The following is a 26,672-nucleotide window of genomic DNA, read 5'->3' as shown; positions in this document are numbered from 1 at the left end:
ATGCGGGGCCGCACAGTGCCTCGCATAACGGCGGCCTGACACAGGCCCCGGGTCACTCAGGGGCTGGAGGGGCTCAGCCCCCGGCCTCGGCCAACAACACCTTCACATCGGCCGCCAGGGCCTGTGCGCCGCTGCCATAGCGGTTGTAGACCCGCAGGCGCCCTGCGGGGTCGTACACGTAGCTACCTGCAGAGTGGTCCATGGTGTAGCTGGTGGGCGTCTTGCCATCAACTTTCTTGTAATAGATCTTGAAGTCCTTGGCGACGGCGGCCAGTTGCTCGGGTGTGCCGTGCAGCGCCAAGAAGCTCGGGTCGAAGTTGGCCATGTAGGCCTTGAGCACTTCGGGCGTATCGCGCTCCGGGTCCACCGTTACAAAAATGCCCTGCAGACGGCCTGCGTCCTTGCCCAGCATCTGCTTGACCTCGGCCAGCTCCTGCATCGACGTGGGACACACGTCGGGGCACTGGGTGTAGCCGAAGAACACCACCACCACTTTGCCGGCAAAGTCCTTGATGTGGCGTGGCTGGCCGTTGTGATCGGTCAGGGGAAGGTCGCGGGCGTACTCAGCGCCGGTGACGTCCACGCCGCGGAATTCGGCCTTTTTCTCGGAACACGCACTCAGGAGGCCTGTAGCGCATATGGATATTGCACCAACCGCTATCAATTGAAGAGCTTTTCGTTTCTGCATGGAGATCATCACAGCACATAGTGGTCCACTAGCAGTGCAGCAAACAGCACGCTCAGGTGGATAAGGGAGAAGCGGAAGGTCTTGCGGGCCAGAGCGTCCGAATAATTGCGCCACAGCGCGAACGCGTACCCGCAGAAACCCAGACTGAGGAGCACGGCGGCAACCAGATAAATCCAGGAACTCATGCCGTAAATGAAAGGCATCATGCACCCGGCCAGCAGGATCAGCGTGTACAAGAACACCTGCAACCGCGTGAACTCGTTGCCGTGCGTGACCGGCAGCATGGGCAGGCCAGACTTGCGGTAGTCCTCCACCCGGTACAGAGCCAGCGCCCAGAAGTGCGGCGGCGTCCACAAAAAGATAATGAGAAAGAGGATAAGCGCCTCGGGCCCTACATCGTTGGTCATGGCCGCCCAACCCAGCACCGGCGGCATGGCCCCCGAGGCGCCGCCAATGACGATGTTCTGGGGCGTCAGGGGCTTCAGGATCACGGTGTAGACCACCGCGTAACCCACAAAGGTGGCAAAGGTGAGCCACATGGTCAGCGGGTTGATCCAGACATACAGCAGTACGGAGCCTGCGGCACAGAGTACGGCCGAGAACAGCAGGGTCTGCGCGTTGGACAGCTCACCCTTGGCCGTGGGCCGCCAGGCGGTACGCTTCATCTTGGCGTCAATGCCTTGCTCGACGATGCAATTGAACGCGGCTGCAGCACCCGCCACCAGCCACACGCCCAGGCAGGCCAGCGCCATGTGGCCCAGTTGTGCAGCGTTGGGCAGGCCGGGCACGGCCAGCACCATGCCGATCAGCGCACAAAAGACGATGAGCTGTACCACGCGGGGCTTGGTCAGCGCGTAAAACTGCTGGAACCGCGAGGGCGGCGCAGCAACGGCGGAGGGGGCAACACTCATGCAGATACTCTCGATGCGCCCGTGGGCGCGGAAAACTCTCGGGGCGCGGGCGCCGCGCGGCTGGACACCAAGGCCCAGGTCAACACCACCACCAAAGCTGCGGCACCGCCGGTATGCAGCACCGCCGCCACCAGGGGCCAGTCCAGCACCACGTTGGACAAACCCGTCACCAGTTGCAGCAAGGTCAGCCCGCCGATCCACCGCGCCTGCGCGGGTAGCACGCCACTGCGGTGAAAGCGCCAGGCCACCAGGCCCAGCGCCAGCAGCACCACATAGGCCATCAGGCGGTGCACGTAGTGAATGGCGGTGAGCCCAGCAAAGCTGATGTGGCTGCCGTCTTGCAACAGGCCCAGCTTGCGCCAGATCTGGAAGCCTTGCGCAAAGTCCATGGCGGGCCACCAGCTGCCCTGGCAGGTGGGGAAGGTAGTGCATGCCAGCACCGCGTAGTTGGTGCTGACCCAGCCCCCCAGCACCACCTGAAGGGCGAGCAGCAGTGCCGTCAGTACCAGCCCCCAGCGCAGCGCGGGGGACAAGGCCACCGGTGAGCGCCCCTGGGCACTGTGGGTGTGTCGTACCGCCTGCACACACAACAGGGCCAGCAGCACCAGGCCACCGATCAGGTGCAAGGTAACGATGGCGGGAAAGAGCTTCATGGTCACCGTGAGCGCGCCAAACGCACCCTGCAGGCACACCCACAACAAGGTCACCGTAGGCCACCAGGGACTGAGCGGAGGCGCCTGCCCGCCATCGCGCTGGGCACGCCGCTGCTGCACCCAGGAGGAGACAGTGATGACGATGATCAGCACCCCCACCCCCGTGGCGAGGTAACGGTGGATCATCTCGATCCAGGCCTTGCCGTGGGTCACCGGGCCGGTGGGCATGGCCTGCTGGGCGGCTGATATCTCGGCGCGAGCGCCCACCGGGCTGGCACTGCCATAGCAGCCAGGCCAGTCGGGGCAACCGAGGCCCGAGTCGGTCAGGCGCGTGAAAGCGCCAAACAGCACCAGATCAAACGTGAGGAACAACGTGAGCACCGTGAGCGCCTGCAGGCGCCGCATGGGAGAGCTGTGGCGATTACGCGCCCACACCCAGACCAGCGGCCCCAGCGCAATCACCAGGCCGAGCAGCATCAGCTCGAGCACTGGAGCCAGGTCGTACAGCGGTTGGGTATCGGTCATGGCTTGACCGGCCGCCCCGGCTCGTCCCACGAAGAAGAAGCGCGCAGCAGACGCTCAAGGTCACGCTTGGCCTTGGCGGCGCCACCGGTGTCCATGGCGGCCGGAAAACGCATCATCCAGTTGCCCATCGGGTCCACCACATAGAGGTGGTCCGCCAGCTGCTGGCCCGGGGCAGGCTCCAGCCAGGCCTTGAGCGCGCCCGGGTCCACCCGCAACACGGTAGCCTGTTGCAGGGCGGGCGTGAGAGCGGCCGGAGGCAAAGCGTTGTCGTTGATCAGCCAGACCCAGTCCACACGGTCCTTTTCCTTGCCCAGGCTCTCGCGCAGCTGGCGCTGCAGGTACAGGTGCTTCTGGCAGGCCGGATCACAGTCGCCCCCCGCTACGCTCACCAGCAACCATTGGCCTTTGAGGGACTCCAGCCGGGCGGGTCCCCCATCGAGAGTGGAGGCTATGAGCGCAGGCACCGTGCGCTGGGGATTGATCAACTCGCCGTAATTGCGCCGCCCCTCCGGGCGGATCACGTAGTAAGTGAAGTACGAGGCAACCACCGGCGCCGCGCAGATCAGCAGCACGCCCAGCATCTTCCAGCGCCCATGGCGCGCACGCTGCACGGTGGCGACCGCGTCCCCCGCCTCGGGCAAGGTGTGCACGGTCAGCCCCAGCGGGTACTCCGCACGGGCACCTGCCTGTGAATCAGGCGGCAGGCTGGCTGCGCGGGCGAATGAACCGTCGGACGATTTGGAACCAGACATAAAGGAGTGCTATCAGGCCGCAGAGCCCAAACCATTGAAATGCGTAACCGTAGTGTTTTTCGACGCCTGCGCCGACCACAGGCCAGTCGCGTTGCAGGCCATCGCCCGCGTCGCCTGCCGGGCCTGTCTGCAACACCGTAAGGGAGGCGAGCGCCAGACCGGTTTCGGTACGGAACGCTGCCAGGTCGAGATTTTGCCGGATGCGGGAAGACCCCTGTGCGCTATTGCCCCCTTGGAACTCATACAGCCGCGAGGGCGCCAGGGCCACACGGCCTTGAACGCGCACCTCGGTATCAGCCGGCGTGGTCACGGAAGGCAGCTGGGTGCGGTCCTGAAAATTGCGCCCCACCCATCCGCGCTGCACCAGCACCACCCCAGCACCCCCGCCAGAAAGTTGCAGTGGCGTGAGCACAAAAAACCCAGGGCGCCCCTGCATCTGCCGATTGTCCAGATACACCGTGTGTGCAGGCAACCAGCGCCCCTGCAGCACCACAGCACGGTGTACGAGGGCCTGTTGCGCCTCGGGTTTCTGGTTAGTCAGGTCTGTCAGCGTGCGTCCATCAATGGCCGGCAAGGTGGCGCGCGCATCCAGCATCGCCTGCAGCGATTCTTTCTGGGCGGCTCGCGACAATTGCCAGCGCCCCAAAGAGGCGGTGACCAGCATGCCCACCACCGCAGCCAGGGTAATGAGCCAAAAACGCAGGTCCACAGGACGGCGAAGGGGGGTCACAGGATAATGCGCTCCATGAAATACCTCGTAGTGCTGGCGTTCCTCGCCATTTTGGCCAGCCTGGCATCGGCCCTGTTCTTCATGATGCGCAATGGGCGCGACGACAAGAGCAAGGGCAACCACATGGCCAAAGCGCTGGCGGTGCGTGTCGGGCTGTCCATCGTTCTGTTTTTGTGCATTCTGGTGGCCTGGCAGCTGGGATATATCCAGCCCACCGGCCTGCCCGCCACCCGTTGACCTGAGGGCTTGGTCCGCAGCCTGGGAGGCTTGCGCCCATCACAGGCCACCACTGGCCACCACTGGCCAGCACGCAGAGGGTGGAACAAAAAAAGCGCCGCGAGGCGCTTTTTTTGATGACTTCGGGGTCTGACTTACATCCAGTAGACCAGCACGTACAGGCCCAGCCACACCACGTCCACAAAGTGCCAGTACCAGGCCGCACCTTCAAAGCCAAAATGCTTGTCAGCCGTGAAGTGGCCTTTTTGCAAGCGCAGCGTAATCACCAGCAGCATCAACATGCCCAGGAACACGTGGAAGCCGTGGAACCCGGTGAGCATAAAGAACGTGGAACCAAACACACCCGAGCTGAGCTTGAGGTTCAGGTCGGTGTACAGGTGGTAGTACTCATAACCTTGCACCAACAGGAACACGAAACCCAGCAGCACCGTGGCCCACATGAAGCCGATGGTCTTGCCACGCTGGTTTTCACGCAGGGCGTGGTGGGCAATGGTCAGCGTCACGCCGGAGGTCAGCAGCAGCGCTGTGTTGATCGTGGGCAGCCAGAAGGGGCCCACCGTCTGGAAGGGCTCGATGATGCCGGCCGGCGAAGCGGTGGCGCCAGCGGCGAGACTAGGCCAGACGGCCTTGAAATCGGGCCAGAGCAGCGCATTGTCCAGGCTGCCCAATGCAGGCACCGAGTGAGAGCGTGCCCACCACAGGGCTGTGAAGAACGCGCCGAAGAACATCACCTCGGAGAAGATGAACCAGCTCATGCTCCAGCGGTACGACAGATCGATCTTGTGACCATACAGGCCACCTTCGCTCTCACGCACTGCGTCGCCGAACCACTGGTACAGCGTGAACAGCCACCACACCAGCCCCACGGCCAGAGAATATTTACCCCAGTCGTGGCCATTGATCCACTGGCCTGCGCCGAGGATCACAAAGAACAGACCGGCCGCGGCCATCACCGGGTGGCGGGACTCGGCGGGCACATAGTAGTACGGGGTTCCGCCGTGGGTTGATGCACTCATTTCAGCTCCTGATTCTCAAAATCTTTGTTTTCAGTATTTGTTCGCACGAACCAGCCAACACACACTCACACAATCCAGTTCACCAGCCCGATCAGACCAATGACGAGCAAGAAAACCGCGATCAATCCCACCACGATGATGTGAATCGGATTGAGCTTTTCGACATCTTGCTGGTACTCGCTGCCTTTGCGCAAGCCAATCAGCGACCATGCCACTGCACGCACTGTGCGCAGCAACGAGCCCTTGCGTTGCGAGGGCTTGACGTCTGCCGATGGCTCCAGGGGCGCACTCATGACCCGGCTCCTTGCATGCCTACAGAGCTGGGCGCGGGCAGCACCACCGCCGCCGTCGATTCGGGAGCTGCCGGCGTCTTGCCGCCCACCTCGAAGAAGGTGTACGACAGCGTGATCGTGGTGACGTCTTTGGACAATTTCGGATCAATCACGAACGCCACGGGCCAGGTTTTCTTTTCACCCGGCTCCAGGGTGTACTGATTGAAGCAAAAACATTCCAGCTTGTTGAAATGCGCAGCGGCCTGCCGGGGCGCGTAACTGGGAATGGCCTGAGCGGCCATGCGGCGGTTCTGCACGTTCTGGAACTCGTACATCACCGTCGTCAGTTCACCAGGGTGCACCCGCACGGAACGCTGCGCCGGCTTGAAGTCCCAGGGACCGCGCGAGTTCGCGTCGAACTCCACGGTGATGGTGCGCGACTTGTCCACCTGGGTGTTGGCGGGTACGCGTACATCCTTGCCAGCCACACCGTTGCCAGGCACCTGCCGCTCGGACAGCGACAGGATGTTGATGCCCGTCATCTCACAGATGTGCTTGTAGATCGGGATCAGCACGTAGCCGAAGGCGAACATGCCAGCCGCAATCACGACCAGCTTGCCGACCATCTTGGCGTTTTCGCGGTGCAGGCTCATGGGGTGGGCCAGTGGCTTCAGCGGGACAGCAACACCACCTTGACCATGAACCCGACAAAGAACACCACCGCCACGGACGCCAGAATCAGCGCCAGCCGCAGGTTGCTCTTTTTTTGCTCGGGGGTCATGGACATGGTGTTCAGCCAATCACACGGGTTGCAGTGGCGTCCAGTTTGGGAGGATTCTCAAACGTATGGAAAGGCGCAGGGGAAGGAACTTCCCACTCCAGGCCCTCGGCACCGTCCCATGGCTTGGCGGGGGCCTTGGCGCCGTTGCCACGCATGGCGGGCACAACGACCGCCAGGAAGAAGTACACCTGCATCAGACCGAAGCCAAACGCACCCACCGAGGCAATCGCGTTGAAGTCAGCAAACTGCATCGGGTAGTCGGCATAACGACGGGGCATGCCAGCCAAGCCCAGGAAGTGCATCGGGAAGAAGGTGATGTTGAAGGTGATCAACGAACCCCAGAAATGGATCTGGCCACGGGTTTCGGAATACATCACGCCGGTCCACTTGGGCAACCAGTAGTACACGCCAGCAAACATGGAGAACAACGAACCTGCCACCAGCACGTAGTGGAAGTGCGCCACCACGTAGTAGGTGTCCTGCAGCTGGATGTCGATGGGCGCCATGGCCAGAATCAGGCCGGTGAAACCGCCCATGGTGAACACGAAGATGAAGCCCACGGCAAACAGCATGGGGGTTTCAAACGTCATGGAGCCGCGCCACATGGTGGCGATCCAGTTGAAGATCTTCACGGCCGTGGGCACGGAAATCAGCATCGTGGCGTACATGAAGAACAGCTGGCCAGTCACGGGCATGCCGGTCGTGAACATGTGGTGGGCCCACACGATGAACGACAGGATCGCAATGGACGAGGTGGCGTACACCATGGAGGCATAGCCAAACAGCTTCTTGCGGCTGAACGCGGGCACGATCTGGCTGATGATGCCGAAGGCCGGCAAGATCATGATGTACACCTCGGGGTGACCGAAGAACCAGAAGATGTGCTGGTACATCACCGGGTCACCGCCACCGGCGGGGTTGAAGAAGCTTGTGCCGAAGTGACGGTCCGTCAGCGTCATGGTGATGGCACCGGCCAGCACAGGCATCACGGCGATCAGCAGGTAGGCGGTGATGAGCCAGGTCCATGCGAACATGGGCATCTTCATCAGCGTCATGCCGGGGGCGCGCATGTTCAGGATGGTCACGATGATGTTGATCGAGCCCATGATGGACGAGGCACCCAGGATGTGCATCGCGAAGATGCCAGCGTCCATGGAAGGGCCCATCTGCAGCGTCAGCGGTGCGTACAGTGTCCAGCCCGCAGCGGGAGCCCCACCGGGCATGAAGAACGAGCTGACCAGCATCAGCGCGGCGGGAATCATCAGCCAGAAGCTGAAGTTGTTCATGCGCGCAAAGGCCATGTCGGATGCGCCGATCTGCAGCGGGATCATCCAGTTCGCAAAGCCCACGAAGGCCGGCATGATCGCGCCGAACACCATGATGAGGCCGTGCATGGTGGTGAGCTGGTTGAACAGCTCGGGGTTCACCAGTTGCAGGCCGGGCTGGAACAGCTCGGCGCGGATCAGCAGGGCCAGGATGCCGCCGACCATCAGCATGGTGAATGAGAACAGCAGGTACAGCGTACCGATGTCTTTGTGGTTGGTGGCAAACACCCAGCGGCGCCAGCCGGTGGGGCCATGGTGGTCGTGGCCGTCGTGTGCGTGGTCGCCAGCGTGCCCGTGGTTGTCGAGTACTGCGCTCATGGTGAATTCCTCAATACGATGGGGCGGTGATTACTTGCCACGCTGGGCCACAACTTCAGCTGGCTGCACCAGCTGGCCGGTCTTGTTGGACCAGTTGTTCTTGGTATAGGTGACCACGGCGGCGATGTCGGTGTCGCTCAGCTGTGCCCATGCAGGCATGGCGCCGTTGTTCTGACCCTTGAGCAGCACCTGGATCTGCTTGGCATGATCGGCATCCAGCACCACGGCAGCGCCGTCGAGGGGCTTGATGGGGCCAGCGCCCTTGCCGTTGGCCTGGTGGCAGGCGGCGCAGTTGGCCGCATACACCTTCTCGCCGCGCTTGAGAATGTCGTCCAGTGCCCACACCTTCGTGGGGTCGTCCAGCTTGGCTGCGGCCTTCTTCTTTTGTTCGGCCACCCAGGCGGTGTAGTCCTCGGCGGACACCACCTTCACGTGAATGGGCATGTAGGCGTGTTCCTTGCCGCACAGCTCGGCGCACTGGCCGTAGTAGTCGCCAATCTTCTCGGCGCGGAACCAGGTGTCACGCACAAAGCCAGGGATCGCGTCCTGCTTGATGCCGAAGGCAGGCACCATGAAGGCGTGGATCACGTCGTTGGCCGTAGTGATGATGCGGATCTTCTTGTTGACCGGCACCACCATGGGGTTGTCCACCTTGAGCAGGTAGTTTGCGGGAGCGTCCTTGACGTTGCCGCTGTCGGACATCACGCGGTGGCTGCTGTCCAGCGTGGAGATGAACGCCAGGCCTTCGCCTTCGCCCGTGATGTAGTCATAGCCCCACTTCCACTGGTAGCCCGTGGTCTTGATCGTGAGGTCGGCGTTAGTGGTGTCTTTCTGGGCCACCAGCACCTTGGTGGCGGGCAAGGCCATCAGGATCACGATGATGAACGGAACAATGGTCCACACCACTTCAACCGTCACCGACTCGTGGAAGTTGGCAGCCTTCGCGCCTTTGGAGCGGCGATGCTTCCAGATCGAGTAGAACATCACGGAGAACACTGCAACAAAGATCACCGTGCAGATGATCAGCATCATCCAGTGCAGAAAATGCTGCTCTTCTGCGATCTTGGTGACGGGCGGCGCCAGGTTCAGCTGGTTGACTGCAGGACCGCCAGGCAGGTCCTGAACGGCATGGGCTGCGGAGCCCACCCATGCACCGGCAATCAGCAGCAGAGAAGCCAGCTTGTTGGAAATGCTCTTCATAGTTCTCACTTACTTCTAAGCCTCAATTTAACCAATCCCTTTCGCGCGCCTGCGTGGGGTCAGGCAGCGCGCAAGGCCATGCGGATCTCCGATGCCAAGGCCGGTCGGAGCTCTGGGCGCACATAGCGCCCCACCTCCACCGAACGGCCCTGCGCAGACAGCGTGATCAGCGAATGGTCTCCCGTCTTGGGCTCTACGCGAACCCGGCTCCGGTCAAACTCCGCGCGCTCCAGCCTGCCTGCTGTCTCCAGCTCCACCACAAGGCGCGAGCCCTGCAATGAAATCCTCTCGCCATCCGCCGCATGGCGACCGTACATGGCGAATGCAATCCCTACTGCCACGATTTCGAGCCAGGCGAAGGGCATCACCAGGTGGGCGCCAAGCATCCAGAAGAATGTCGCGATCCCCAGGGACACCACACACAGCGACAGGTACATCCAGCCCAATTGCGTCGGCGTGACCGAACAATTGCGAACCAGACGCCAGTCAATGCGCTGACCCGACACCGTGGCAAAACGAAAAACCAAGCCCGTCACCGTGAGTGCTCACAAGACTGCCGGCTGCAGCACACGTTGCGCCTTGGGCACAACAGGCACAGCCTGCCAAATTGCGCGGGAAGATGCCCGAAATCTCAATAACCAAGAATTGTAGCGTGCCTTGTTCCAAGTCATTGACACGCCGTTACAGGTTAGCTCTCAGTGCCGCCCTTGCGCAACATGGCGCGCATGTCCTGCAGCGACACCGCACTGCTGGAACTGACGCGCACCCGGGGTGCAGGCTTGAAGGCATGGCCATAGATGATTTCAAAAGTCAGTGCCAACTGACCATCCTGGCCCGAATCGGCCAGACGCTCGGACAGCACTTCGTAGAGCTTGTCGCGCCAGCGCCGTCCGCGCAATGAGGGAAAGCGATCAGGGTGCAAATTGACACCCAGCTCGCGCAGCTCCTGAACCAGCCGCTCGGGCGTGGCAAATGTGAGCGTGATGCGCTCCATGTCCATGACCGGCTCTGCAAAACCTGCGTGCACCAGCATGTCGCCCCAGTCGTGCATGTCGGTAAAGGCATGGCCCGCAGGCGGCCAGCCCAAGACGGCGTACACGCCATGCAGTTCGCGCAGCGTGTCCGGTCCGAGACACGAGAACATCAGATAACCGTCCACCGCCAGGGCGCGATGCCAGCGGCCAATCAGGTCTTGCGGGTCGGCCGCCATGTGCAGCGCCATGTTGGACCACAACATCTGCACACTGGCATCGGCCGGAGGCCCCATTTGCAGGGCCCCAGCACCCCAGCGGGCGGGGTTCCACCAGGGCTTGGCCAATGCCTGCCTCGCAACGGGTTCGCAATGCGCGCTGGTTTCGTACACCTGGCAGCGCGCCTGCGGGTAGCGAGCACTCACCAGGGCATGCGCCTGCAGACCGCCACGCACTGGGTCCCAGTGGCACCAGGACTCTGGGGCCTGGCGAATCCACTGCAGTCGGTCCTCCATGCGGCGCGCCACTTCTTCGTGCAGCCAGGGGGACGCAGCCGGGGCTGCGGCATGCCAGCGGGCGGCGGCAACAGGATCAATGGTGGGGGGACGCTCGGAGGACATGGGCGGTGCAGAAGGACGCGCGAGTATATTGATTCATGCTCTTTTTGGGTTTGCCAGGGATTTCACGCCGCCTCCACGCCTGGGTGGACAAAGTGCCCAGCCAGTGCGCCGTGTGCCACGCATGGCCATCGCAGCGTGTCTGCAACGCCTGCGTGATGCGGTTCGCCCAGCCCGCCACGCGTTGCCGGCGATGTGCACTTCGGGTGCCCGCAGGGGTTGACGTTTGCGGCGCCTGCCTGCAGAACCCGCCCAGCTTCGACGCCTGCATTGCCGCCGTGGACTACGCCTACCCCTGGGCCGACGCCCTGGCGCAGTTCAAGTTTCGCGGCGATCCGGGGTGGGCCAGGGCCTTGGCCACCCTCATGCGCAGCACACCCTGGATGGAGCCGGCACTGGACGCGGCCGACCGGGTACTGGCGGTGCCCCTGTCCAGCGAGCGCCTGCGCGAGCGGGGCTTCAACCAGGCGGCCCTGCTGGCGAGGCAACTGGCTGGTGCCAAGGCAGACGGCCACACGCTGTTGCGCCTGCACGCCACCGAGGCACAAAGCGGCCTGCCCAGGGCGCAGCGGCTGCGCAACCTGCGCGGCGCCTTCGCCGTTGAACCCGCCCGCGCAGCCAGCCTGCGCGGCCAGCGGGTGGTACTGATCGACGACGTGATGACCACGGGCGCCACCCTGCATGCAGCGACGTTGGCACTGCGCGGGGCGGGTGTCGCGCACGTCACAGGCGCTGTGCTGGCGCGCACGGAGCTGGACTGAAAAGCACCAGACAGGTAGCGAACAGGAACCGAGGAGGTAGTGCACACCTACCAAAGGGATACTTTTGATTACGAGCGGTTGCTCAACTCACAGGTCCAACGATGACAATGGCGGTCATGTTCCATATCGTCCTCGTCGAACCCGAGATCCCGCCCAACACCGGTAACGTGATTCGCCTGGCGGCCAACACCGGGTGTTCGCTGCACTTGATCGAGCCCCTGGGGTTCTCGATGGAAGACCGCCAGATGCGGCGGGCAGGGCTGGATTACCACGAATACGCCAGCGTGCAGGTCCATGCGGGCTGGACGGCCTTTCTGCGAGACACCCAGCCGGACCCGACCCGCATGTTTGCGATGACCACGCATGGCTCACAACCCGTGCACTCCACGTGCTTCCTGCCCGGCGACTGGATGGTGTTTGGCGCTGAAACGCGGGGACTCCCCCCCGAGTTGCGCGAGAGCTTCCCCCCGGCGCAGCGCCTGCGCCTGCCCATGGTGCCGGGTCAGCGCAGCCTCAATTTGTCCAACGCGGTGGCGGTGACCGTGTTCGAGGCCTGGCGCCAGAACAGCTTTGCCATGCCCGACGGGCAGGTCATGGTCGAGCCCGAGGGCACGATCATCAGCGGGTTCGCGCAACTCAACTGAGCTGGCCGGACTTTTCCGCCATGGCGCGGGGCACGTGTTCGGTCAGGAAGTCCAGAAACACCCGCGTGCGCGCGGGCAGCATGCGGCCCGAGGGCAGCGCCGCATAGATCGTGTAGCGCGAAAAGATCCAGCCGGGCAGGATGTGGACCAGCTCGCCGCGGGCCAGGTGCTCCTCGGCCAGCAGGCGCGACGTGACTGCCACGCCCGCCCCGTCCACAGCAGCCCGCATCAGCAGCTCGGTGCTGACGGACTGCAACACCGCCGGTGCGTCCACCTCTTCGTCCGGCACGTCTGCCCGCAGCGACTGAAGGCGCAGCTTGCGGCCAGGCCCTGACTGCAGGCGCACGGGCGCGCTCGAGTCGCGCAGGTAGTCGTGGTGCACCAGGTCTTGCGGCTCACGCGGAATGCCCCGGCGCTCCAGGTAGTCGGGGGACGCCACCACGATCGCCTCCCCCTGCACCAGGGGGCGCGCGACGATGTTGGCGTCAAAGTCCTCGCCCGCCACCATGATGGTCACATCGAACTCATCCACTCGGCTGGAGGCATAGGCGTCCATGCTGATGTCCAGCATGAGCTTGGGGTAGTAGGCATGCCACACCGCCACCATGGGCGCCAGAAAGTTGGTGGCGAGCACTGGTGCCGCCACGATGCGGATGGTGCCGCGCAGATCGCGCGTGCTGGCAGCGGCAGCGGCCTCGGCATCATCGATCTCGTGCAGGATGGCGCGCACCCGCTGCAGGTACGACTCTCCCGCGTCGGTCAGCGCCAGCTTGCGGGTGGTGCGTTGCAGCAGGCGCGTGCCCAGATGCTGCTCCAGCTCGGCCACCATGCGGGTGACCACGGGGGGTGACATGTCCATGGCGCGGGCAGCGGCGGCAAAGCCGCCCTCTTCCACCACGCGCTCGAAGATCTTCATGGCTTGCAGGCGGTCCATGGTTCAGACCTCCTGCCCGGTGGCGAACCGGCTCAGGCCGGAGCGCCGAAGTTGCGTGCGAGCGATTCGGCCACGCACACCGGCTTGTCGCTGCCCTCGCGCTCCACGGTCACCAGCCAGGTCATCTGCATGCCATCGGGCGCCACGGGCTCGGCAGCCTGCAGCGTGAGGCGCGCGCGCAAGCGGCTGCCCACCGGCACCGGCGCCGTAAAGCGGACCTTGTTCAGCCCATAGTTGACGCCCATGCGCGCACCCTCGATGGTCAGGCCCGTCTCGAAGAACTGCGGAATCAGCGACAGCGTGAGAAACCCATGCGCAATGGGCGCGCCAAACGGCCCGGCCTTGGCACGCTCGGGGTCCACATGGATCCACTGGTGGTCGCCCGTGGCCTGGGCAAACAGGTTGACCTGTTCCTGCGTGATGGTGATCCAGTCGGTCACGGCGACCTCCTGGCCCACGCAGGCGCTGACTTCGGAATAAGAGCGGAAGATTTTCATCGTTGCAATGTAGCCCTGCGCTCCGTCGCGCCTTGTCTGCCGGGTGACAGGTGTTTTCCCGGGGGATTGGATGTACGTCGTGCTTCACGCTGTCCTTCAAGAATTGAGCCACGTGCAGATCTCTTGCCACTGCTCCAGGTCGCGTGCCACGCGGCCAGGGGCCACGTCAAACAGCGTGAGGCCGTGTGCTGCCAGGTGGATGTAGTTCTGCGTGTCACGCAGATAGCCCAGTACCGGAAACCCCAGGCTGTCCACAAAATGATGCAGTTGCTCGGCCGCCTTGGTGCGCGCATCCACCCGCATGCCGACGATGCCCACGGGCACCCCGGCGGCGTGGCGGTGCTCGGCCAGCTGGTCCAGAAAGGCCCGCGTGGCAAAGATGTCGAACACGCTGGGCTGCAGCGGCACGATGACCTTGTCAGCCAGCTTGAGCACATCGTTCAGTCGCCAGCCGTGCAGGCCGGCGGGCGTGTCGAGTACCGCGTGGGTGGTGCCCTTGGGCGGGCGGCTGATGACATCCGAGCTGGTGTCCCAGCTGCCGATGGGACGCGCAGCGGGCGGGCGCAGGCCCAGCCACAGCCGGGCGGACTCCTGCCGGTCGGTGTCGCCCAGAATCACGGGATGCCCCTGGCTGGCAAAGTAGCCCGCGATGTTGGTGGACAGCGTGGACTTGCCCACTCCGCCCTTCGGGTTGGCGACAACAACTACTGGCATGACAAGCTCCTTGGAATCTGCAGGTCCATTAAAATACAAGCCAAATCAGCCTCAAGCGCAATATTCATATGCGCTAGCAGCTATCAAATCAGAAGCACCCTCTGACACCCTAGCGGTGCCACAGCCGCCTCAGGCGTGCTGACCACCGCGCTTGACGAAGAACAGCCCCGCCCCCACCGCCATCAGCAAACCGCCAAACACGCGGTTCTGCGCCCGCACGGCCCGCGCACTGCGCATCAGGCGGCGCAGCGCGCTCGCCCCCGCAGCGTAGCCGTGCATGACCACCACGTCCACCGTCACCGTGGTGGCGGCCATCACCAGCAGCTGTGTCCACAGCGGGCGCGTGTCGGTCATGAACTGGGGCAGCACGGCCACCATGAAGATGATGCCCTTGGGGTTGGTGGCGTTGGTCAGAAAGCCGGTCAGGCAGCGTTTTTGCCAGGTGCCCGCCGACTCGGTCTCATCACCTTGTACCGGCGATTTATCACCAGCACGCCACTGGCAGAAGCCCACATAGATCAGATAACACGCGCCCAGCACCTTGACGATGCTGAACGCCACCTCGGACGCCAGCAGCAGCGAGCCCACGCCCGCCCCGGCAATCAGCAAAATCAGCAACAGCCCCAGCTGCAGGCCCAGGATGGTGGCGCCCGTTTTGCGCACACCGAACGACAGACCATGGCTCATCGACAACACAGCCCCCGAGCCCGGCGACACCGCAATCAGGCAAGACGCCGCAAAAAAAGCCAGCCAAGTCTGCAAATCCATGGGTCACCGTGCCTGTGTGCGAAGAAGGGCCCGCATCTTAGCAACGCGGGGCTCCATGCACCATGAGCTGCATAAAAACAGGCTCAGGCGCTAGATAATCATGCCTTAATAGCTATCAAATAAATAGCGCCATAGATCCAACCCACGGCACCCAACCCAACGCCTTGCAGCGGTGCCAGAATCTGCCACACCCGCCCCACTCCTCGGGGGCGCGGTGTTCTGCCTCCCCACGACGACCCCCAAGCGCACGCCCATCCATGGAACACGCCCCCACCTGGCTCACCTACGGTTTCCTGTACCTCACCGCTGCCGTGCTGGCCGTGCCCATTGCCAAGGCGCTGGGCCTCGGCGCCATCATTGGCTACCTGGCAGCGGGCATCGCCATCGGGCCCTGGGGCCTGGGGCTGGTGAGCAACGTGCAGGACATCCTGCACTTCGCCGAGTTTGGCGTGGTGCTCATGCTGTTCCTGGTTGGGCTGGAGCTGCAACCCAGCCGCCTGTGGGCCCTGCGCCGCCCCATCTTTGGCACCGGCACCGCCCAGGTGCTGGGTTGCGCGGCGGTGCTGTTCGCGCTGGGTGCGCTGGCCGGCCTGCCCTGGCGCGTGAGCCTGGTGGGCGCGCTGGGCCTGGCGCTGTCGTCCACCGCCATTGCGCTGCAATCGCTGGCCGAGCGCAACCTGATGCGCACACAAAGCGGCCAGGCCGGCTTCTCCATCCTGCTGTTCCAGGACGTGGCGGCCATCCCCATCCTGGCCCTGCTGCCCGTGCTGGGCGCGGCCGCCGGTGAAGGCGCAGGCCACACCCCGGGCGAGATGGTGCTGGAGGTGCTGAAGATCGTCGGCGTGATCGCCGCCATCATCCTCGGCGGGCGCCTGCTGCTGCGCCCCGTGCTGCGCTGGATCGCCAAGAGCAACACCCCCGAGATCTTCACTGCCGCCGCGCTACTGCTGGTGGTGGGCATTGCCTACCTGATGGTGCTGGTGGGCCTGTCGATGGCGCTGGGCGCCTTCCTCGCCGGCGTGCTGCTGGCCGACAGCGAATACCGCCGCGAGCTGGAGGCCGACATCGAGCCCTTCAAGGGCCTGTTGCTCGGGCTGTTCTTCATCGCCGTGGGCATGAGCATCGACTTCGGCGTCATCCTGCGCTCGCCCGGGCTCATGGCCGCCATCCTGGTCGGCTTTCTGGCGGCCAAGGCCGTGGTCATCTACGCCCTGGCCAAGGTGGTCGAGATTCCCTACCAGGAGCGCCCTGTCTTCACCCTGCTGCTGGCCCAGGGTGGCGAGTTTGCGTTTGTGGTGTTCCAGGCCGCGGCCGGCGCCAACGTGTTCCCTGCCGAGACTGCCTCGCTGCTGATTGGCGCCGTGGCGCTGTCGATGCTGATCAGCCCGCTGTTGCTGGTGCTGCTGGACCGGGTGCTGCTGCGCCGCTATGCCCAGCTCAAGACCGCCACGCCCCAGGCCGAGGAAATCTCCGAGCCCCAAGAGGCGCCCATCATCATCGCGGGCTTCGGCCGCTACGGGCAGATCGTCTCGCGCGTGCTGCTGGCCCAGGGCATCCCCACCACCGTGCTGGACCATAGCGTGGACATGCTGGAGGTGGCGCGCACCTTTGGCTACCGTGTGTTCTACGGCGACGCCACGCGGCTCGACCTGCTGCGCATCGCCGGGGCCGAACACGCGCGCATCCTGGTGGTGGCCGTGGACGATGCCGAGCAGTCCCTGCAGATCGCCAAGCTGGCGCGCGAACACTTTCCGCACCTGCAGGTCGTGGCCCGCGCGCGCGATGTGACGCACTGGAACAAGCTGCGCGACCTGGGCGTGACGCTGGTGCAGCGCGAGCTGTTCGAGTCCAGCCTGCAAAGCGCCCACACCGTGCTGGAGCTGATGGGCCTGCAACCCGCGCAAGCCACCGCCATCACCCAGCGTTTTCGCACCCACAACATCGCCCTGGCCGACCGCATGTACCCGCACCACAAGGACCGCGCCAAGTTCATCGCCGTGGCGCGCGAAGGTCGCAACCAGTTTGCGGAGCAGATGGCGCGTGAGCGGCAGGAGAGTGCGGCGCTGGGTGCGGCCGCTGGTGCATACCCGGGCTACGGCGCAACGGAGGATGGCCCTGGCGGGGACGCCCCCTTGAACACCAGCATCTCCGACAAAAACAAACCTTAGCGCTTATCTTTATTGCCCACATTGCTATTCATTCAATAGCATCCAACAGCACCCCAGGAAAGTAGCTAACGCTATCGACGCAGGGCTGCGGCCCCGCGTGGCCTCAGTGCTTGCCCTCAACGCAGCCCGCTACCGCCCGCACAAGGGGGCGGCCTCATGGACCCGGCTGTATCCGAACACAGGGCTCAATGAAATACAGCCCGCCCCGGCATCACCGCTCGGCACCCAGGCAACGATGTCGGAGCTGCCCGGCGCTTGCTTCACAAACTCGCGCATGCGGCCATGCTCGTAGGACGCGTTGGCAGGCGATTCACAAAATAGCTTCGTGCTCGTGTACCGCCGTCCTTCCAAGACATACGAAAACTGCACGTCTGGTACGCCCACCCGGTTGCCTCCTCGGGGGTGCTGCCGGGGCACCACGGAGGTGAAGGTCACGGGAACGGTGTAGAAGTTGCACGCAGGTGGAGGGCCGTCGTGGAACAGCATCATGGCCGTGACCCACAGCACGGGGCCCAGGACAAGGGTCAGTCCCAGGACTGCAGCAAAGCGTCTCACCAGACGTCCTCTCAACGATCAGCAGCCCGGGAGTTTGCCCCAATTCGCCATCCCCAAGAAAGGCTGGCGCCCGGTCGCAGGCGACCAAAGCCGGAGCAAAGGAATGCAGTACCATTATCGCAAAAGATAATCATTCGCATTACAATCCATCACCTTCAGCCAGCCAGCGTCCCGGGACATCACGCGAGCCAGTGCACTCCGCGTTTTGCCCACTCTCCAACGGGACACCCATGCCTTTCCAGCCTTCTCGCGCAGCCCTGGCGTCCAGCGCTGCCCGCACTTTGGCGCATGCCATTCCTTCGGTCTGCCAAGCCCGTCTGTTCGCCCTGACACCCCTTGCCCTGTGCCTGGCCCAGGCCGCAATGGCCCAGCAGGCTGACGCACCGGCAGCAGAGGCCGCGGCCTCTGCCCACAGCGTTACCGCCCCCCAGCTCCAAGAAGTCCGCATCAACGCCAGCACCGAAAAAGACATGGGCTTTGCGCCCGTGGAGGCCCAAACCGCCAGCAAGGCGCCCATGCGGCGGCTCGAAACTCCGCAGTCGGTCAGCGTGGTCACGCGCGAGCAGATGGAATCGCGGCAGATCACCAACGTGCAGCAAGCGCTGCAGACGGTGGCGGGGGTCAGCCCGGTCAATTTTGGGCGCCGGGGGTTTGACGATCTGAATATCCGGGGCTTTCGCTCCACCGAATCCATCCTAGTCGATGGCCTGGTGCAAAGCCCGGGCATGTGGGCCAAGCTGCAGCCTTATGGCTACGAGCGCTTCGAGGTGCTCAAGGGCTCGGCCTCGGTGCTCTACGGGCAGGTGCAGCCCGGCGGCATCGTCAATGCGGTGAGCAAGCGGCCCAAGAAGGAGGCGATCAACGAGGTGGGTGTGGAAGTGGGCAGCTTCGGCCAGCGCACGCTGCAGGCCGACATCAACCGGCCCCTGTCCGAATCCGGCAAGACGGCGCTGCGCATCAACGCACAGGTGTCCAACGCCGACGACCCCACGCAGTTCGTCTACCGCAAGGACCGGTGGTTTGCGCCGTCGCTGTCCATCGACCTGGGCGCGCAGACCGACCTGGTGCTGTTTGCCACCTACAGCCAGAGCGAGTGGATGCGCCAGCAGGGCATCACGCCCTACGGCACGGTGCTGCCCAACCGCAATGGCACGTTGTCACGCACGATGTTCACGGGCGACCCGAGCTTCGGTGTGTATGACGTGGAAAGCACCACGGTGGGCTATGCGCTGGAGCATCGCCTGTCGGATGCCATGACCTTCCGCCAGAACGTGCGCTACGAGACCGAGAAAGGCACGGGCAACTTCGTCTCCAACCAGGCATTGCAGGCCAACCAGCGGCTGCAGAACCGCCAGGCCTCGCGCCAGTACATGGACTACGACCTGCTGGCCACCGACACCTCGCTGCTGTCACGTTTCGAGGCGCTGGGCGTAAAGCACCAGCTGGTGACGGGCCTGGATGTGCGCAGCGGCACCAGCCTGCTGGCCAGCCGCACCTGCCGCATCGGCGCGCTGGACCTGTTCGCGCCCGTGTACGGCATGCAGGCCACCTGCCCCGAGGCGCTGACCAGCGATGCGCCTTCCAAGCTCACCGTGGCGGGCCTGTATGCGCAGGACCAGATCAAGTTCGGCCAGGGCTGGACGGCCCTGGTGGGCCTGCGCCGCGACTGGTCCACCAACGACACCAACAACCGCGTGGCCAACACGCAGACGCGCCAGAAGGACAACGCCACCACGCTGTCGGCCGGCCTGGTGTACGAGTTCAAGCCGGGCTGGGCCGCTTATGGCAGCTATGGCGAGTCCTTCCTGCCCCAGTCGGGCCTGACGTTTGGTGGATCGAACTTCGTGCCCGAAACCGGCAAGCAGTGGGAGGCGGGCGTGAAGTACGAAGCCCCCGGCGGCCAGATCACCGGCGCGCTCGCCGTGTTCGACCTGGTGCGCCAGAACGTGACCACCGCCGACCCGGTGAACACAGGCTTCAGCGTACAGACCGGCGAGCAGCGCGCGCGCGGGCTGGAGCTGGAGCTGGGCGCCGACCTGAAGAACGGCTGGAAGATCACCAGCGCCTACACCTACACACAAAGCAAGGTCACGCGCGACAACAACGCGGCGATTGTGGGCCTGCCGCTCAACCTCACGCCGCGCCACACACTCACCGCCTGGGCCACCTACAAACTGCCGCAGTACCAGCGGGTGACGCTGGGACTGGGCGGGCGTTATGTGAGCGAGCAGATCGGCTCGTACCCCTTCACGCTGCCGTCGTACTTTGTGGCCGATGCGTCCGTCAGCTACATGGGCGAGAACTACCGCGTGACGGCGGGCGTGAAGAACGTGTTCAACAAGGCGTACTACGACGGCGCGATCAACGCCAACGTGGTCTCGCCTGCATTGCCCCGCAGCTTCAGCCTGGGTGTGACGTACTTCTTCTGACGCAACGCCCCACTACATCGCCCACACGCCATGACCAGCCAGCGCACGCTCAACCGCCTCTTCACCCTGCACTCCTGGGCCGGCATCGTCACGGGGCTGCTGCTGTTCATCGTGTGCTTTTCGGGCGCGGTGGTGGTGTTCAAGAACGAGATCGACCTCTGGGCCAACCCTTCACTGGCAAAGTTGCCACGCTCCGAAAAGCCGGCCTCGCTCGACGCGGTGCTCACGCAGCTGCAGACCCGCTACCCAGGCGCCACGGTGGAAACCATTGCGCTGCCCGATGCCGTCAACCCCAGCTACTTCGCGTTCGTGCGCGAGCGCGGCGCGCCTGCCAACACCCGCACCAAGGTGGCCTTGCGCTCCGACACCGGCACGGTGGTGGGCCCGGTGGACAGCCAGCTCGGCCAGTACCTGCGCATGCTGCATGTGTTCCTGTTCTTCGGGCCGCGCTGGATCGTGGGGTTCCTCGGCGCAGCCATGCTGGTGCTGATTGCCACCGGCATCGTCATCCACCGCAAGGTCCTGGCCGAGCTATTCACCCAGCGCTGGGGCCGCAGCTTTCGCGTGGTGATGTCGGACCTGCACAAGTCCGCCGGCATCTGGGGGCTGGGCTTTCACATCCTGATCGCCACCACCGGCGCGTGGATGGGCCTGGCGCCGCTGTTCGAGCAGGGCTACAAGTTCATCACCACCCCTGCCGCAATGGCGCCCTCTCAGCCCGTGCGCAAGGCCGAGGGCAGCGAGCCTGCGCCCATGCAGTCGCTGGATGCGATGTATGCCACCGCGCAACAGGCGGTGCCGGGGCTGGAGGCGCGCTATGTGTCGCTGCGCCGCTGGGGCACAGGCACCGCCGAGGCGGGTTTCACCGGCAACCTGCGCGGCCACCTGGCCAGCACCGCGCGGGTGGACATCCATGCCGTCACGGGCGTTCCCAAGAAGGTGCACGACCCACGCACGGCGGGCTTCTGGTCGCTGGTCAACAGCCTGATGGAGCCGCTGCACTTTGGCGACTTTGGCGGGCTGGCGCTCAAGTGGCTGTATTTTTTTCTGGGCATGACCCCGGCGTTTTTGTCGATCTCGGGCACGCTGATCTGGCTGGATGCGCGCCAGCAGCGCAGGCGCGAGGCCGACGCGGCGCATCCGGCGTCCGCAGGCAACGCCATCGCGGCGGGCTGACGGGCACCACCCCCCACCTTCCACACCACACCCACCATGCAACGTTTCTTTCTGGCACTGCATGCCACCGTGCCCGCAGCGCTCCTCGTGGCGGTGTTCGTACACCTGTGGGGACCTGCGGGCTTGGCCCCGCTGGCGCAGCGGCCCGTGTGGACGGTGTGGGTGCTCATTGCCGTGTGGCTGCTGATGTCGGCCCTGGCCGCGTGGGCGCTGCGCACGCTGGCGCTGTGGCGGGTAGCGCTGGGCAGCACCGGGGCACTGTTGGCCGTGGCGGCGCTCACCGGCCTGGCACTCGGTAGCGCCCGGGCACCAGCCATGGCCCTGGGCCTTGTGGCCACGGGTCTGGTCTGCGCGGGCGTGGCTGCGTTCATGGGCCCGCAGCGGGTGCAGCAGGCTCATCGGCGCCGGGGGAGTCGCCCGTCCATTGCGATCATCCCGGCGGCACCACGACATGTGGTGTCCCACACGGGCCGCCCCTGGCCGTTGGCACCGCTGGCGCACCTGCCCTTCTGGCTTTGCGCGGCGCTGGCGGTGGAGTCATTCCGTCTGGCGCACATCGTGGCGGTTGAGCCAGTTCGATCGGCCGGCATGCTGGGCCTGCTGCTGTCCTTTTTTGTCGGGTTGCCTGCGGCCACGGTGCGCACCTGGGCGCCCCGCACCAGCGCCCTGCTGTGGCTGCTGGCAGGGCTGGCCTGTGCCGGCCTGGCAGCAAAGGCCGGGCTGCAGCAAGGCTGGGTGGCCGCCATGCTCTGCACGGCAGCAGCCTGCAGCAGCGTGCGGCCGCTGCACAACCGGCTGGGGGCCCGGGGCTTGGCCCATCGCAGCAGCACCTATCACACCCCACGCCACCCACAGCCCTCGGAAACCGCATGAACGAACTGCTGGGCATTGCCGCCGCCTTGGCCTCGCTGGTGGCACTGGCCTGCTGGGCCCGCACAGTGCCCACCCGTGCGTGGGGCGATGACACACCCACGGGGGCGGCGCGATGGCGCGCCAAGGCGTTGGCGCTGGGCACCCTGCTGTTGCAGACCACCACCGCCAGCCTGGCTGCTGGCTGGGTCGCCGGCGTGGCCCTGGTGCTGGCCGCATGGATGGTGCTGGGCTGGTTGCTGGTGCTGGCCATGAACCTGTGGCCGCAGGCCACCCAGCGCTGGGCACTGCGGCTGGGGTGGCTGGGCCTGGGCGGATGTGTGCTGGCGCTGGTGGCCTGCGCATTGGGCGAGGGCCTGCTGCGCTGAGTGGACGCAGGCGAGTGCTGCACCGAGACCTGAAGGGGCCCACCGGGCATACACAACACCCATCTGCACATTCTTTGCTCAAAATGCGCTCAAGCGCTACTGATTCATGCCTCAATAGCTATCAAATATATAGCAATCAACCTCCCCTGGAATCGCCAGCGGCCACGGCACAATCGTCGCCATGGATTCGCTGATCATCAACGCCCCCTGGGTGCACACCCTGCGCTTTGTGCTGGAAGTGGCCGCCACCGTGGCTTTCGCACTGTCGGGCGTGATGGCCGCCGCGCGCAAGCGGCTGGATGCCGTGGGCGTGTGTGTGGTGGCCTTCGTGGCTGCGTTTGGCGGGGGCACACTGCGCGATTTGCTGCTGGACCAGCGGCCCTTTTTCTGGATTCGCCACACCGAGTTTGTGTGGGGCATTCTGGCGCTGTGCATCGGCGCCATGCTGTTCATGCGCCAGCGGCACTTTGAGCCCACCGAGCGCGCCATGCTGCTGCCCGACGCCATCGGCCTGGGCCTGTTTGCCGCTGTGGGCGTGGACATTGCCACCGCCGTCGGCATGCCACCCATCATCAGCGTGATGATGGGCGTGACCACGGGCGTGTTTGGCGGTGTGCTGCGCGACGTGCTGTGCAACGAGGTGCCCCAGGCCTTCAGCGACCACCGCCCCTATGCGCTGTGCGCGTTTGCGGGCGGCTGGGCCGACGTGGCCCTGCGCCAGATGCAGGCTCCCGACTGGGCGCCGCTGGTGGTCTGCGTGCTGCTCACCGCCGGGCTGCGCGGGCTGGCGGTGTGGCGCAACTGGGAGCTGCCCGCATGGCGGGTGTGACCAAGGCTTCCAGCCCTGGCGCAGCAAGGCTGGCGCACCTGTGACAGCATCGGGTGCCCGAGGCCCGCACACTGGCCTCCGTCCGACTGCAGGAGACACACAACAATGACCACCGCACCCACGCCCGCACACCTGCGTGCCACGGCCCTTATCGACAGCGACGCACCTTCGATCCAGGCCTTTGCTGCCCAACACGCGCACGGCGCCACAGGCCGCGAACGCGCGGTGGCCCTGTACCTGGCCGTGCGCGATGGTTTCCGCTACGACCCCTACCGCATCGACCTGTCGCCCCAGGGCATGACGGCCAGTACCGTGCTGGCCAACGGCTACGGCTGGTGCGTGCCCAAGGCCGCGCTGCTGACGGCCGCATGCCGTGCGGCGGGCATCCCGGCGCGCATGGGGTTTGCCGATGTGCGCAACCACCTGAGCACCGAGCGCATGCGCGAGACCATGAAGACCGACCTCTTCATCTGGCATGGCTATACCGACATCTGGCTGGATGGCGCCTGGCGCAAGGCCACACCCGCCTTCAACATCGAGCTGTGCGAGCGCTTTGGCCTGCTGCCGCTGGAGTTCGACGGCGAGAACGATTCCATCTACCACCCGTTCGACCAATCGGGCGCACGCCACATGGAATATGTGCACCAGCGCGGCGCGTTTGACGACATGCCGCTCGCGCAGATCGTGGCCGACTTTCGCACGGTGTACGGCGGCTGGCTGCAGGGTGACGCCACCCGCAGCAGCCTGCAGGACGCCAGTTTTGCCAACGACATTGAAAATGAAAAGGAAGCCCGCTGATGACGCACGCCCCCGAGAACGCCACCACCGCCCCCATCCCCGCAGGTTTTGCGCCGCTGGTGGCCGGGGGCCCTTACATCCAGCACAACGGCCCGCTGTATGTGCTGCACCAGGGCAACGTGGTGAAGTTCGGCTTTCGCGTGGAGCCGCGCCACACCAACCCCATGGGCAACCTGCACGGCGGCATGATGGCCACGTTCTGCGACATGCTGGTGCCGCTGTCGGTGCACCGCAAAAGCGACCAGGTGTCGGACCGCTTCCTGCCCACCATCAGCCTGCAGATCGACTACCTGGCCCCCGCCCCGCTGGGCGCCTGGGTGGAGGGCGAGGCCGAGCCGCTGCGCATCACACGCTCTCTGGTGTTTGCGCAAGGGCTGGTCACAGCTGATGGCGTGCCCTGTGCGCGGGTGAGCGGCGTGTTCAAGATCGGGCCCGTGGCGCCCCGCGACGCCGTGGAGTGAGCGACCCTGGGCGTCACGCCCAAGGCCCCAGGCCTCCAGCTGTGCCCCCCCCCGGCGCACAAGCCTGACCCGCACCGCTCAGGCTGCGCCCAGCGCGCCCACCACATGCTCCACAAACCGCGCCAGCTTGGGCAGTTGCCGCCGGTCGGGCGCATACACCAGGTGCATCGGGCGCGGCACGGGCAGGCAGTGCTGCATCACCGGCACCAGCACGCCACTGGTCAGGTCGTCGGCCAGTAGCACCTCGGGTTGCATGATCAGGCCCAGGCCGCGCAACGCCGCCTGGCGCAGGCCATCGCCCTGGTTGCACACAAAGCGCGCGTTCTCGGGCCAGAAGAAATCCTCGTTGCCGTCGCGCAAGGTCCATTCCACCCGGCGCTGCCACACCGAGTGGCTGAGGCACTGGTGGCGCGCCAGGTCGGCCGCGCGTTCGGGCGTGCCGTGGCGCTGCAGGTACACGGGTGCTGCGGCAATCACCATGCGGTAGGGGCGCAGCGGGCGCGCCACCAGGCCCTCGTTCACCACCTGGCCAATGCGCACGGCCACGTCAAAGCCCTCGCCTGCCAGGTCCACCACGCTGTCGGTCAGTTGCAGGTCCACACGCACCTGGTCGTGGCGCTGCAGAAAGTCGGCCACCAGCGGCGCGATCACGTGGTTGCCCAGCGTGAAGGGCGCGCTCACCCGCAGCAGGCCCTGCGGCACGGCGCGGCTGCGCTCCACGGCGGACTCGGCCCAGCGCACCTGCTCCAGCACGCGTTTGCTGTCGTCGTAGAACGCGGCGCCCACCTCGGTCAGGCTGTTCTGGCGCGTGCTGCGCTGGAACAGGCGCGCGCCCAGGTGCGTCTCCAGCTGCTGGATGTGCTTGCCCACCATCACGGCGGAGATCTGCAGCTGGCGCGCGGCAGCGGCAAAGCTGCCGGCCTCCACCACGGCCACCATGACTTCCATATTGCGCAGCTTGTCCACGGCAACTCCCTCAATTCCTAATCAACGGTTAGCACAAGCATAACTTGCAGGTACTTTATGTTCCGATTGATTAGCAAAAGAATCGGGCTGTCAGTTCCTCATCAACCCTTTTTGACACCCAAGGAAAACACCATGTCCAAGATTCTTCTCATCGGCGCGAGCGGCACCATCGGCCAGGCCGTGCTGGCCAACCTGGGCGCACGCCACGACGTGATCACCGTGGGCCGCAGCAGCGGCACGCACCGTGCGGACTTCTCGCAGCCAGGCGCGGTTGCCCAACTGTTCGAAGCCGTCGGCAAAGTCGATGCCATCGTGAGCACCGCAGGCAACCTGCACTTTGGCCCGCTGGCGGAAATGACGGCCGAGCAGTTCAACCTGGGCCTGCAGGACAAATTGCTGGGCCAGGTGCAGCTGGCGCTGGTCGGCCAGAAGTATCTGAACGATGGCGGCTCCATCACGCTGACGGCGGGCATCCTGTCGATTGAGCCCATCCGCAACGGCGCCAGCGCCACGGCCGTGAACGCGGCCATCGAAGGTTTTGTGGCCGCCGCAGCCATCGAGTTGCCGCGCGGCCTGCGCATCAACGCCATCAGCCCCACAGTGCTGACCGAGTCGATGGGCAGCTACGGGCCGTTCTTCCCGGGGTTCGAGCCGGCGCCTGCCGCACGCGTGGCGCTGGCCTACCAGCGCAGCGTGGAAGGCGCGCAGACGGGGCGTGTGTACCGGGTGCAGTGATCC

Annotated in this window: 30 protein-coding genes; 12 read left to right on the top strand and 18 right to left on the bottom strand. The window is 65.0% G+C overall.

Annotated elements, in window-relative coordinates; all coding sequences use genetic code 11:
* Positions 1-73: 73 nt before the first annotated feature.
* The 5 genes from ATF69_RS17195 to ATF69_RS17175 are packed head-to-tail and all read right to left on the bottom strand — an operon-like array spanning position 74 to position 4,259.
* Positions 74-688 (bottom strand): SCO family protein, encoded by a 615-nt coding sequence (locus tag ATF69_RS17195; protein ID WP_167514367.1) that lies wholly within the window; start codon positions 686-688, stop codon positions 74-76.
* A gap of 8 nt (positions 689-696) precedes the next feature.
* Positions 697-1,599, bottom strand: coding sequence for a heme o synthase (gene cyoE / locus ATF69_RS17190; RefSeq protein ID WP_108498683.1), 903 nt, complete (start codon positions 1,597-1,599; stop codon positions 697-699).
* Positions 1,596-2,777 carry a COX15/CtaA family protein gene (locus ATF69_RS17185; RefSeq protein WP_146871728.1) on the bottom strand — a complete coding sequence of 394 codons (1,182 nt, stop codon included), beginning with the start codon at positions 2,775-2,777 and terminating at the stop codon, positions 1,596-1,598. Before ATF69_RS17185 ends, cyoE begins: the two co-directional genes overlap by 4 nt.
* Complete coding sequence (locus tag ATF69_RS17180) at positions 2,774-3,529, bottom strand: SCO family protein (RefSeq protein ID WP_146871727.1); 756 nt, start codon at positions 3,527-3,529, stop codon at positions 2,774-2,776. The genes ATF69_RS17185 and ATF69_RS17180 overlap by 4 nt, the downstream gene beginning before the upstream one ends.
* Positions 3,471-4,259: an SURF1 family protein gene (locus ATF69_RS17175; RefSeq protein ID WP_146871726.1), complete on the bottom strand. Its 789-nt coding sequence runs from the start codon at positions 4,257-4,259 to the stop codon at positions 3,471-3,473. The genes ATF69_RS17180 and ATF69_RS17175 overlap by 59 nt, the downstream gene beginning before the upstream one ends.
* 15 nt (positions 4,260-4,274) lie before the next feature.
* Here ATF69_RS17175 and ATF69_RS17170 point away from each other — a divergent pair, with 15 nt between their 5' ends.
* On the top strand, positions 4,275-4,496 hold the full coding sequence (locus ATF69_RS17170; protein WP_056065987.1) for a twin transmembrane helix small protein: 222 nt from the start codon (positions 4,275-4,277) through the stop codon (positions 4,494-4,496).
* A gap of 134 nt (positions 4,497-4,630) precedes the next feature.
* Here the strand turns inward: ATF69_RS17170 and ATF69_RS17165 are convergent, their stop codons facing one another.
* From ATF69_RS17165 to ATF69_RS17135, 8 genes are all read right to left on the bottom strand, one after another.
* Positions 4,631-5,512: a cytochrome c oxidase subunit 3 gene (locus ATF69_RS17165; protein ID WP_056065990.1), complete on the bottom strand. Its 882-nt coding sequence runs from the start codon at positions 5,510-5,512 to the stop codon at positions 4,631-4,633.
* Positions 5,513-5,577: 65 nt separating this feature from the next.
* Positions 5,578-5,805 carry a DUF2970 domain-containing protein gene (locus ATF69_RS17160; RefSeq protein ID WP_056065993.1) on the bottom strand — a complete coding sequence of 76 codons (228 nt, stop codon included), beginning with the start codon at positions 5,803-5,805 and terminating at the stop codon, positions 5,578-5,580.
* Complete coding sequence (locus tag ATF69_RS17155; RefSeq protein ID WP_146871725.1) at positions 5,802-6,437, bottom strand: cytochrome c oxidase assembly protein; 636 nt, start codon at positions 6,435-6,437, stop codon at positions 5,802-5,804. The genes ATF69_RS17160 and ATF69_RS17155 overlap by 4 nt, the downstream gene beginning before the upstream one ends.
* 17 nt (positions 6,438-6,454) lie before the next feature.
* On the bottom strand, positions 6,455-6,565 hold the full coding sequence (locus ATF69_RS23330) for a cytochrome oxidase small assembly protein (RefSeq protein ID WP_225581085.1): 111 nt from the start codon (positions 6,563-6,565) through the stop codon (positions 6,455-6,457).
* An 11-nt stretch (positions 6,566-6,576) separates the two neighbouring features.
* The gene (gene ctaD, locus ATF69_RS17150) at positions 6,577-8,208 is read right to left on the bottom strand and encodes a cytochrome c oxidase subunit I (RefSeq protein WP_056066001.1); all 1,632 of its coding nucleotides are present in this window, start codon (positions 8,206-8,208) and stop codon (positions 6,577-6,579) included.
* A gap of 30 nt (positions 8,209-8,238) precedes the next feature.
* On the bottom strand, positions 8,239-9,408 hold the full coding sequence (gene coxB, locus ATF69_RS17145) for a cytochrome c oxidase subunit II (RefSeq protein WP_056746812.1): 1,170 nt from the start codon (positions 9,406-9,408) through the stop codon (positions 8,239-8,241).
* A gap of 59 nt (positions 9,409-9,467) precedes the next feature.
* Positions 9,468-9,944, bottom strand: coding sequence for a DUF2244 domain-containing protein (locus ATF69_RS17140; RefSeq protein WP_056066007.1), 477 nt, complete (start codon positions 9,942-9,944; stop codon positions 9,468-9,470).
* Positions 9,945-10,096: 152 nt separating this feature from the next.
* Positions 10,097-10,999 (bottom strand): methyltransferase domain-containing protein, encoded by a 903-nt coding sequence (locus ATF69_RS17135; RefSeq protein ID WP_146871724.1) that lies wholly within the window; start codon positions 10,997-10,999, stop codon positions 10,097-10,099.
* A gap of 35 nt (positions 11,000-11,034) precedes the next feature.
* Here ATF69_RS17135 and ATF69_RS17130 point away from each other — a divergent pair, with 35 nt between their 5' ends.
* Positions 11,035-11,757 (top strand): ComF family protein, encoded by a 723-nt coding sequence (locus tag ATF69_RS17130; RefSeq protein WP_146871723.1) that lies wholly within the window; start codon positions 11,035-11,037, stop codon positions 11,755-11,757.
* A 116-nt stretch (positions 11,758-11,873) separates the two neighbouring features.
* Positions 11,874-12,401: a tRNA (cytidine(34)-2'-O)-methyltransferase gene (locus ATF69_RS17125; RefSeq protein WP_056066014.1), complete on the top strand. Its 528-nt coding sequence runs from the start codon at positions 11,874-11,876 to the stop codon at positions 12,399-12,401.
* On the opposite strand, the gene ATF69_RS17120 is transcribed toward ATF69_RS17125, so the two are convergent.
* The 4 genes from ATF69_RS17120 to ATF69_RS17105 all read right to left on the bottom strand — a co-directional run bounded on the left by ATF69_RS17120 (position 12,394) and on the right by ATF69_RS17105 (position 15,314).
* A complete protein-coding gene (locus ATF69_RS17120; RefSeq protein WP_121942124.1) occupies positions 12,394-13,335 on the bottom strand; it encodes a LysR family transcriptional regulator in 942 nt (313 codons plus the stop codon). The two genes, ATF69_RS17125 and ATF69_RS17120, sit on opposite strands and share 8 nt — an antisense overlap.
* A 32-nt stretch (positions 13,336-13,367) precedes the next feature.
* Positions 13,368-13,832: a MaoC family dehydratase gene (locus ATF69_RS17115; protein WP_056066019.1), complete on the bottom strand. Its 465-nt coding sequence runs from the start codon at positions 13,830-13,832 to the stop codon at positions 13,368-13,370.
* A 96-nt stretch (positions 13,833-13,928) separates the two neighbouring features.
* Positions 13,929-14,546, bottom strand: coding sequence for a ParA family protein (locus ATF69_RS17110; protein WP_146871722.1), 618 nt, complete (start codon positions 14,544-14,546; stop codon positions 13,929-13,931).
* 129 nt (positions 14,547-14,675) lie between these two features.
* Positions 14,676-15,314: a LysE family translocator gene (locus tag ATF69_RS17105; protein WP_056066027.1), complete on the bottom strand. Its 639-nt coding sequence runs from the start codon at positions 15,312-15,314 to the stop codon at positions 14,676-14,678.
* Between the two features lie 257 nt (positions 15,315-15,571).
* Here ATF69_RS17105 and kefC point away from each other — a divergent pair, with 257 nt between their 5' ends.
* The 8 genes from kefC to ATF69_RS17060 all read left to right on the top strand — a co-directional run bounded on the left by kefC (position 15,572) and on the right by ATF69_RS17060 (position 24,968).
* A complete protein-coding gene (gene kefC / locus ATF69_RS17100; RefSeq protein WP_146871721.1) occupies positions 15,572-17,482 on the top strand; it encodes a glutathione-regulated potassium-efflux system protein KefC in 1,911 nt (636 codons plus the stop codon).
* A gap of 785 nt (positions 17,483-18,267) precedes the next feature.
* Complete coding sequence (locus tag ATF69_RS17090; RefSeq protein WP_146871719.1) at positions 18,268-20,466, top strand: TonB-dependent siderophore receptor; 2,199 nt, start codon at positions 18,268-18,270, stop codon at positions 20,464-20,466.
* 30 nt (positions 20,467-20,496) lie between these two features.
* Positions 20,497-21,642: a PepSY-associated TM helix domain-containing protein gene (locus tag ATF69_RS17085; RefSeq protein WP_146871718.1), complete on the top strand. Its 1,146-nt coding sequence runs from the start codon at positions 20,497-20,499 to the stop codon at positions 21,640-21,642.
* 36 nt (positions 21,643-21,678) lie between these two features.
* Positions 21,679-22,515, top strand: a complete 837-nt coding sequence (locus ATF69_RS17080) for a hypothetical protein (RefSeq protein WP_146871717.1) — start codon at positions 21,679-21,681, stop codon at positions 22,513-22,515.
* Complete coding sequence (locus ATF69_RS17075) at positions 22,512-22,880, top strand: hypothetical protein (RefSeq protein ID WP_146871716.1); 369 nt, start codon at positions 22,512-22,514, stop codon at positions 22,878-22,880. The genes ATF69_RS17080 and ATF69_RS17075 overlap by 4 nt, the downstream gene beginning before the upstream one ends.
* Before the next feature lie 181 nt (positions 22,881-23,061).
* A complete protein-coding gene (locus ATF69_RS17070) occupies positions 23,062-23,709 on the top strand; it encodes a trimeric intracellular cation channel family protein (RefSeq protein ID WP_056066046.1) in 648 nt (215 codons plus the stop codon).
* A 105-nt stretch (positions 23,710-23,814) separates the two neighbouring features.
* Complete coding sequence (locus ATF69_RS17065; RefSeq protein ID WP_146871715.1) at positions 23,815-24,507, top strand: transglutaminase-like domain-containing protein; 693 nt, start codon at positions 23,815-23,817, stop codon at positions 24,505-24,507.
* Positions 24,507-24,968: a PaaI family thioesterase gene (locus ATF69_RS17060; RefSeq protein WP_110960151.1), complete on the top strand. Its 462-nt coding sequence runs from the start codon at positions 24,507-24,509 to the stop codon at positions 24,966-24,968. Before ATF69_RS17065 ends, ATF69_RS17060 begins: the two co-directional genes overlap by 1 nt.
* 78 nt (positions 24,969-25,046) lie before the next feature.
* Here the strand turns inward: ATF69_RS17060 and ATF69_RS17055 are convergent, their stop codons facing one another.
* A complete protein-coding gene (locus ATF69_RS17055) occupies positions 25,047-25,934 on the bottom strand; it encodes a LysR family transcriptional regulator (RefSeq protein ID WP_146871714.1) in 888 nt (295 codons plus the stop codon).
* 132 nt (positions 25,935-26,066) lie between these two features.
* Between ATF69_RS17055 and ATF69_RS17050 the strand changes: the two genes are divergently transcribed.
* Complete coding sequence (locus ATF69_RS17050) at positions 26,067-26,669, top strand: short chain dehydrogenase (protein ID WP_146871713.1); 603 nt, start codon at positions 26,067-26,069, stop codon at positions 26,667-26,669.
* The last annotated feature ends 3 nt before the right edge of the window (positions 26,670-26,672 follow it).

This window comes from Acidovorax delafieldii (assembly GCF_007993815.1).
Lineage (GTDB): Bacteria > Pseudomonadota > Gammaproteobacteria > Burkholderiales > Burkholderiaceae_C > Acidovorax > Acidovorax delafieldii.
Note: the sequence above shows the minus strand (reverse complement) of the source record. Positions and strands in the feature narration are given on the sequence as shown.

What these genes read in the sequence shown, in the direction of transcription:
- kefC (WP_146871721.1), top strand. Translation starts at nt 15,572, where the DNA reads ATGGAACACGCCCCCACCTGGCTCACCTACGGTTTCCTGTACCTCACC.
- ATF69_RS17085 (WP_146871718.1), top strand. Translation starts at nt 20,497, where the DNA reads ATGACCAGCCAGCGCACGCTCAACCGCCTCTTCACCCTGCACTCCTGG.
- ATF69_RS17185 (WP_146871728.1), bottom strand. Translation starts at nt 2,777, where the DNA reads ATGACCGATACCCAACCGCTGTACGACCTGGCTCCAGTGCTCGAGCTG.
- ATF69_RS17195 (WP_167514367.1), bottom strand. Translation starts at nt 688, where the DNA reads ATGCAGAAACGAAAAGCTCTTCAATTGATAGCGGTTGGTGCAATATCC.
- ATF69_RS17130 (WP_146871723.1), top strand. Translation starts at nt 11,035, where the DNA reads ATGCTCTTTTTGGGTTTGCCAGGGATTTCACGCCGCCTCCACGCCTGG.
- ATF69_RS17165 (WP_056065990.1), bottom strand. Translation starts at nt 5,512, where the DNA reads ATGAGTGCATCAACCCACGGCGGAACCCCGTACTACTATGTGCCCGCC.
- ATF69_RS17125 (WP_056066014.1), top strand. Translation starts at nt 11,874, where the DNA reads ATGTTCCATATCGTCCTCGTCGAACCCGAGATCCCGCCCAACACCGGT.
- ATF69_RS17120 (WP_121942124.1), bottom strand. Translation starts at nt 13,335, where the DNA reads ATGGACCGCCTGCAAGCCATGAAGATCTTCGAGCGCGTGGTGGAAGAG.
- ATF69_RS17160 (WP_056065993.1), bottom strand. Translation starts at nt 5,805, where the DNA reads ATGAGTGCGCCCCTGGAGCCATCGGCAGACGTCAAGCCCTCGCAACGC.
- ATF69_RS17080 (WP_146871717.1), top strand. Translation starts at nt 21,679, where the DNA reads ATGCAACGTTTCTTTCTGGCACTGCATGCCACCGTGCCCGCAGCGCTC.
- ATF69_RS17060 (WP_110960151.1), top strand. Translation starts at nt 24,507, where the DNA reads ATGACGCACGCCCCCGAGAACGCCACCACCGCCCCCATCCCCGCAGGT.
- ATF69_RS17070 (WP_056066046.1), top strand. Translation starts at nt 23,062, where the DNA reads ATGGATTCGCTGATCATCAACGCCCCCTGGGTGCACACCCTGCGCTTT.
- ATF69_RS17110 (WP_146871722.1), bottom strand. Translation starts at nt 14,546, where the DNA reads ATGCCAGTAGTTGTTGTCGCCAACCCGAAGGGCGGAGTGGGCAAGTCC.
- ATF69_RS17075 (WP_146871716.1), top strand. Translation starts at nt 22,512, where the DNA reads ATGAACGAACTGCTGGGCATTGCCGCCGCCTTGGCCTCGCTGGTGGCA.
- ATF69_RS17105 (WP_056066027.1), bottom strand. Translation starts at nt 15,314, where the DNA reads ATGGATTTGCAGACTTGGCTGGCTTTTTTTGCGGCGTCTTGCCTGATT.
- cyoE (WP_108498683.1), bottom strand. Translation starts at nt 1,599, where the DNA reads ATGAGTGTTGCCCCCTCCGCCGTTGCTGCGCCGCCCTCGCGGTTCCAG.
- ATF69_RS17155 (WP_146871725.1), bottom strand. Translation starts at nt 6,437, where the DNA reads ATGAGCCTGCACCGCGAAAACGCCAAGATGGTCGGCAAGCTGGTCGTG.
- ATF69_RS17065 (WP_146871715.1), top strand. Translation starts at nt 23,815, where the DNA reads ATGACCACCGCACCCACGCCCGCACACCTGCGTGCCACGGCCCTTATC.
- ATF69_RS17135 (WP_146871724.1), bottom strand. Translation starts at nt 10,999, where the DNA reads ATGTCCTCCGAGCGTCCCCCCACCATTGATCCTGTTGCCGCCGCCCGC.
- coxB (WP_056746812.1), bottom strand. Translation starts at nt 9,408, where the DNA reads ATGAAGAGCATTTCCAACAAGCTGGCTTCTCTGCTGCTGATTGCCGGT.
- ctaD (WP_056066001.1), bottom strand. Translation starts at nt 8,208, where the DNA reads ATGAGCGCAGTACTCGACAACCACGGGCACGCTGGCGACCACGCACAC.
- ATF69_RS17115 (WP_056066019.1), bottom strand. Translation starts at nt 13,832, where the DNA reads ATGAAAATCTTCCGCTCTTATTCCGAAGTCAGCGCCTGCGTGGGCCAG.
- ATF69_RS17170 (WP_056065987.1), top strand. Translation starts at nt 4,275, where the DNA reads ATGAAATACCTCGTAGTGCTGGCGTTCCTCGCCATTTTGGCCAGCCTG.
- ATF69_RS17090 (WP_146871719.1), top strand. Translation starts at nt 18,268, where the DNA reads ATGCCTTTCCAGCCTTCTCGCGCAGCCCTGGCGTCCAGCGCTGCCCGC.
- ATF69_RS17050 (WP_146871713.1), top strand. Translation starts at nt 26,067, where the DNA reads ATGTCCAAGATTCTTCTCATCGGCGCGAGCGGCACCATCGGCCAGGCC.
- ATF69_RS17180 (WP_146871727.1), bottom strand. Translation starts at nt 3,529, where the DNA reads ATGTCTGGTTCCAAATCGTCCGACGGTTCATTCGCCCGCGCAGCCAGC.
- ATF69_RS23330 (WP_225581085.1), bottom strand. Translation starts at nt 6,565, where the DNA reads ATGACCCCCGAGCAAAAAAAGAGCAACCTGCGGCTGGCGCTGATTCTG.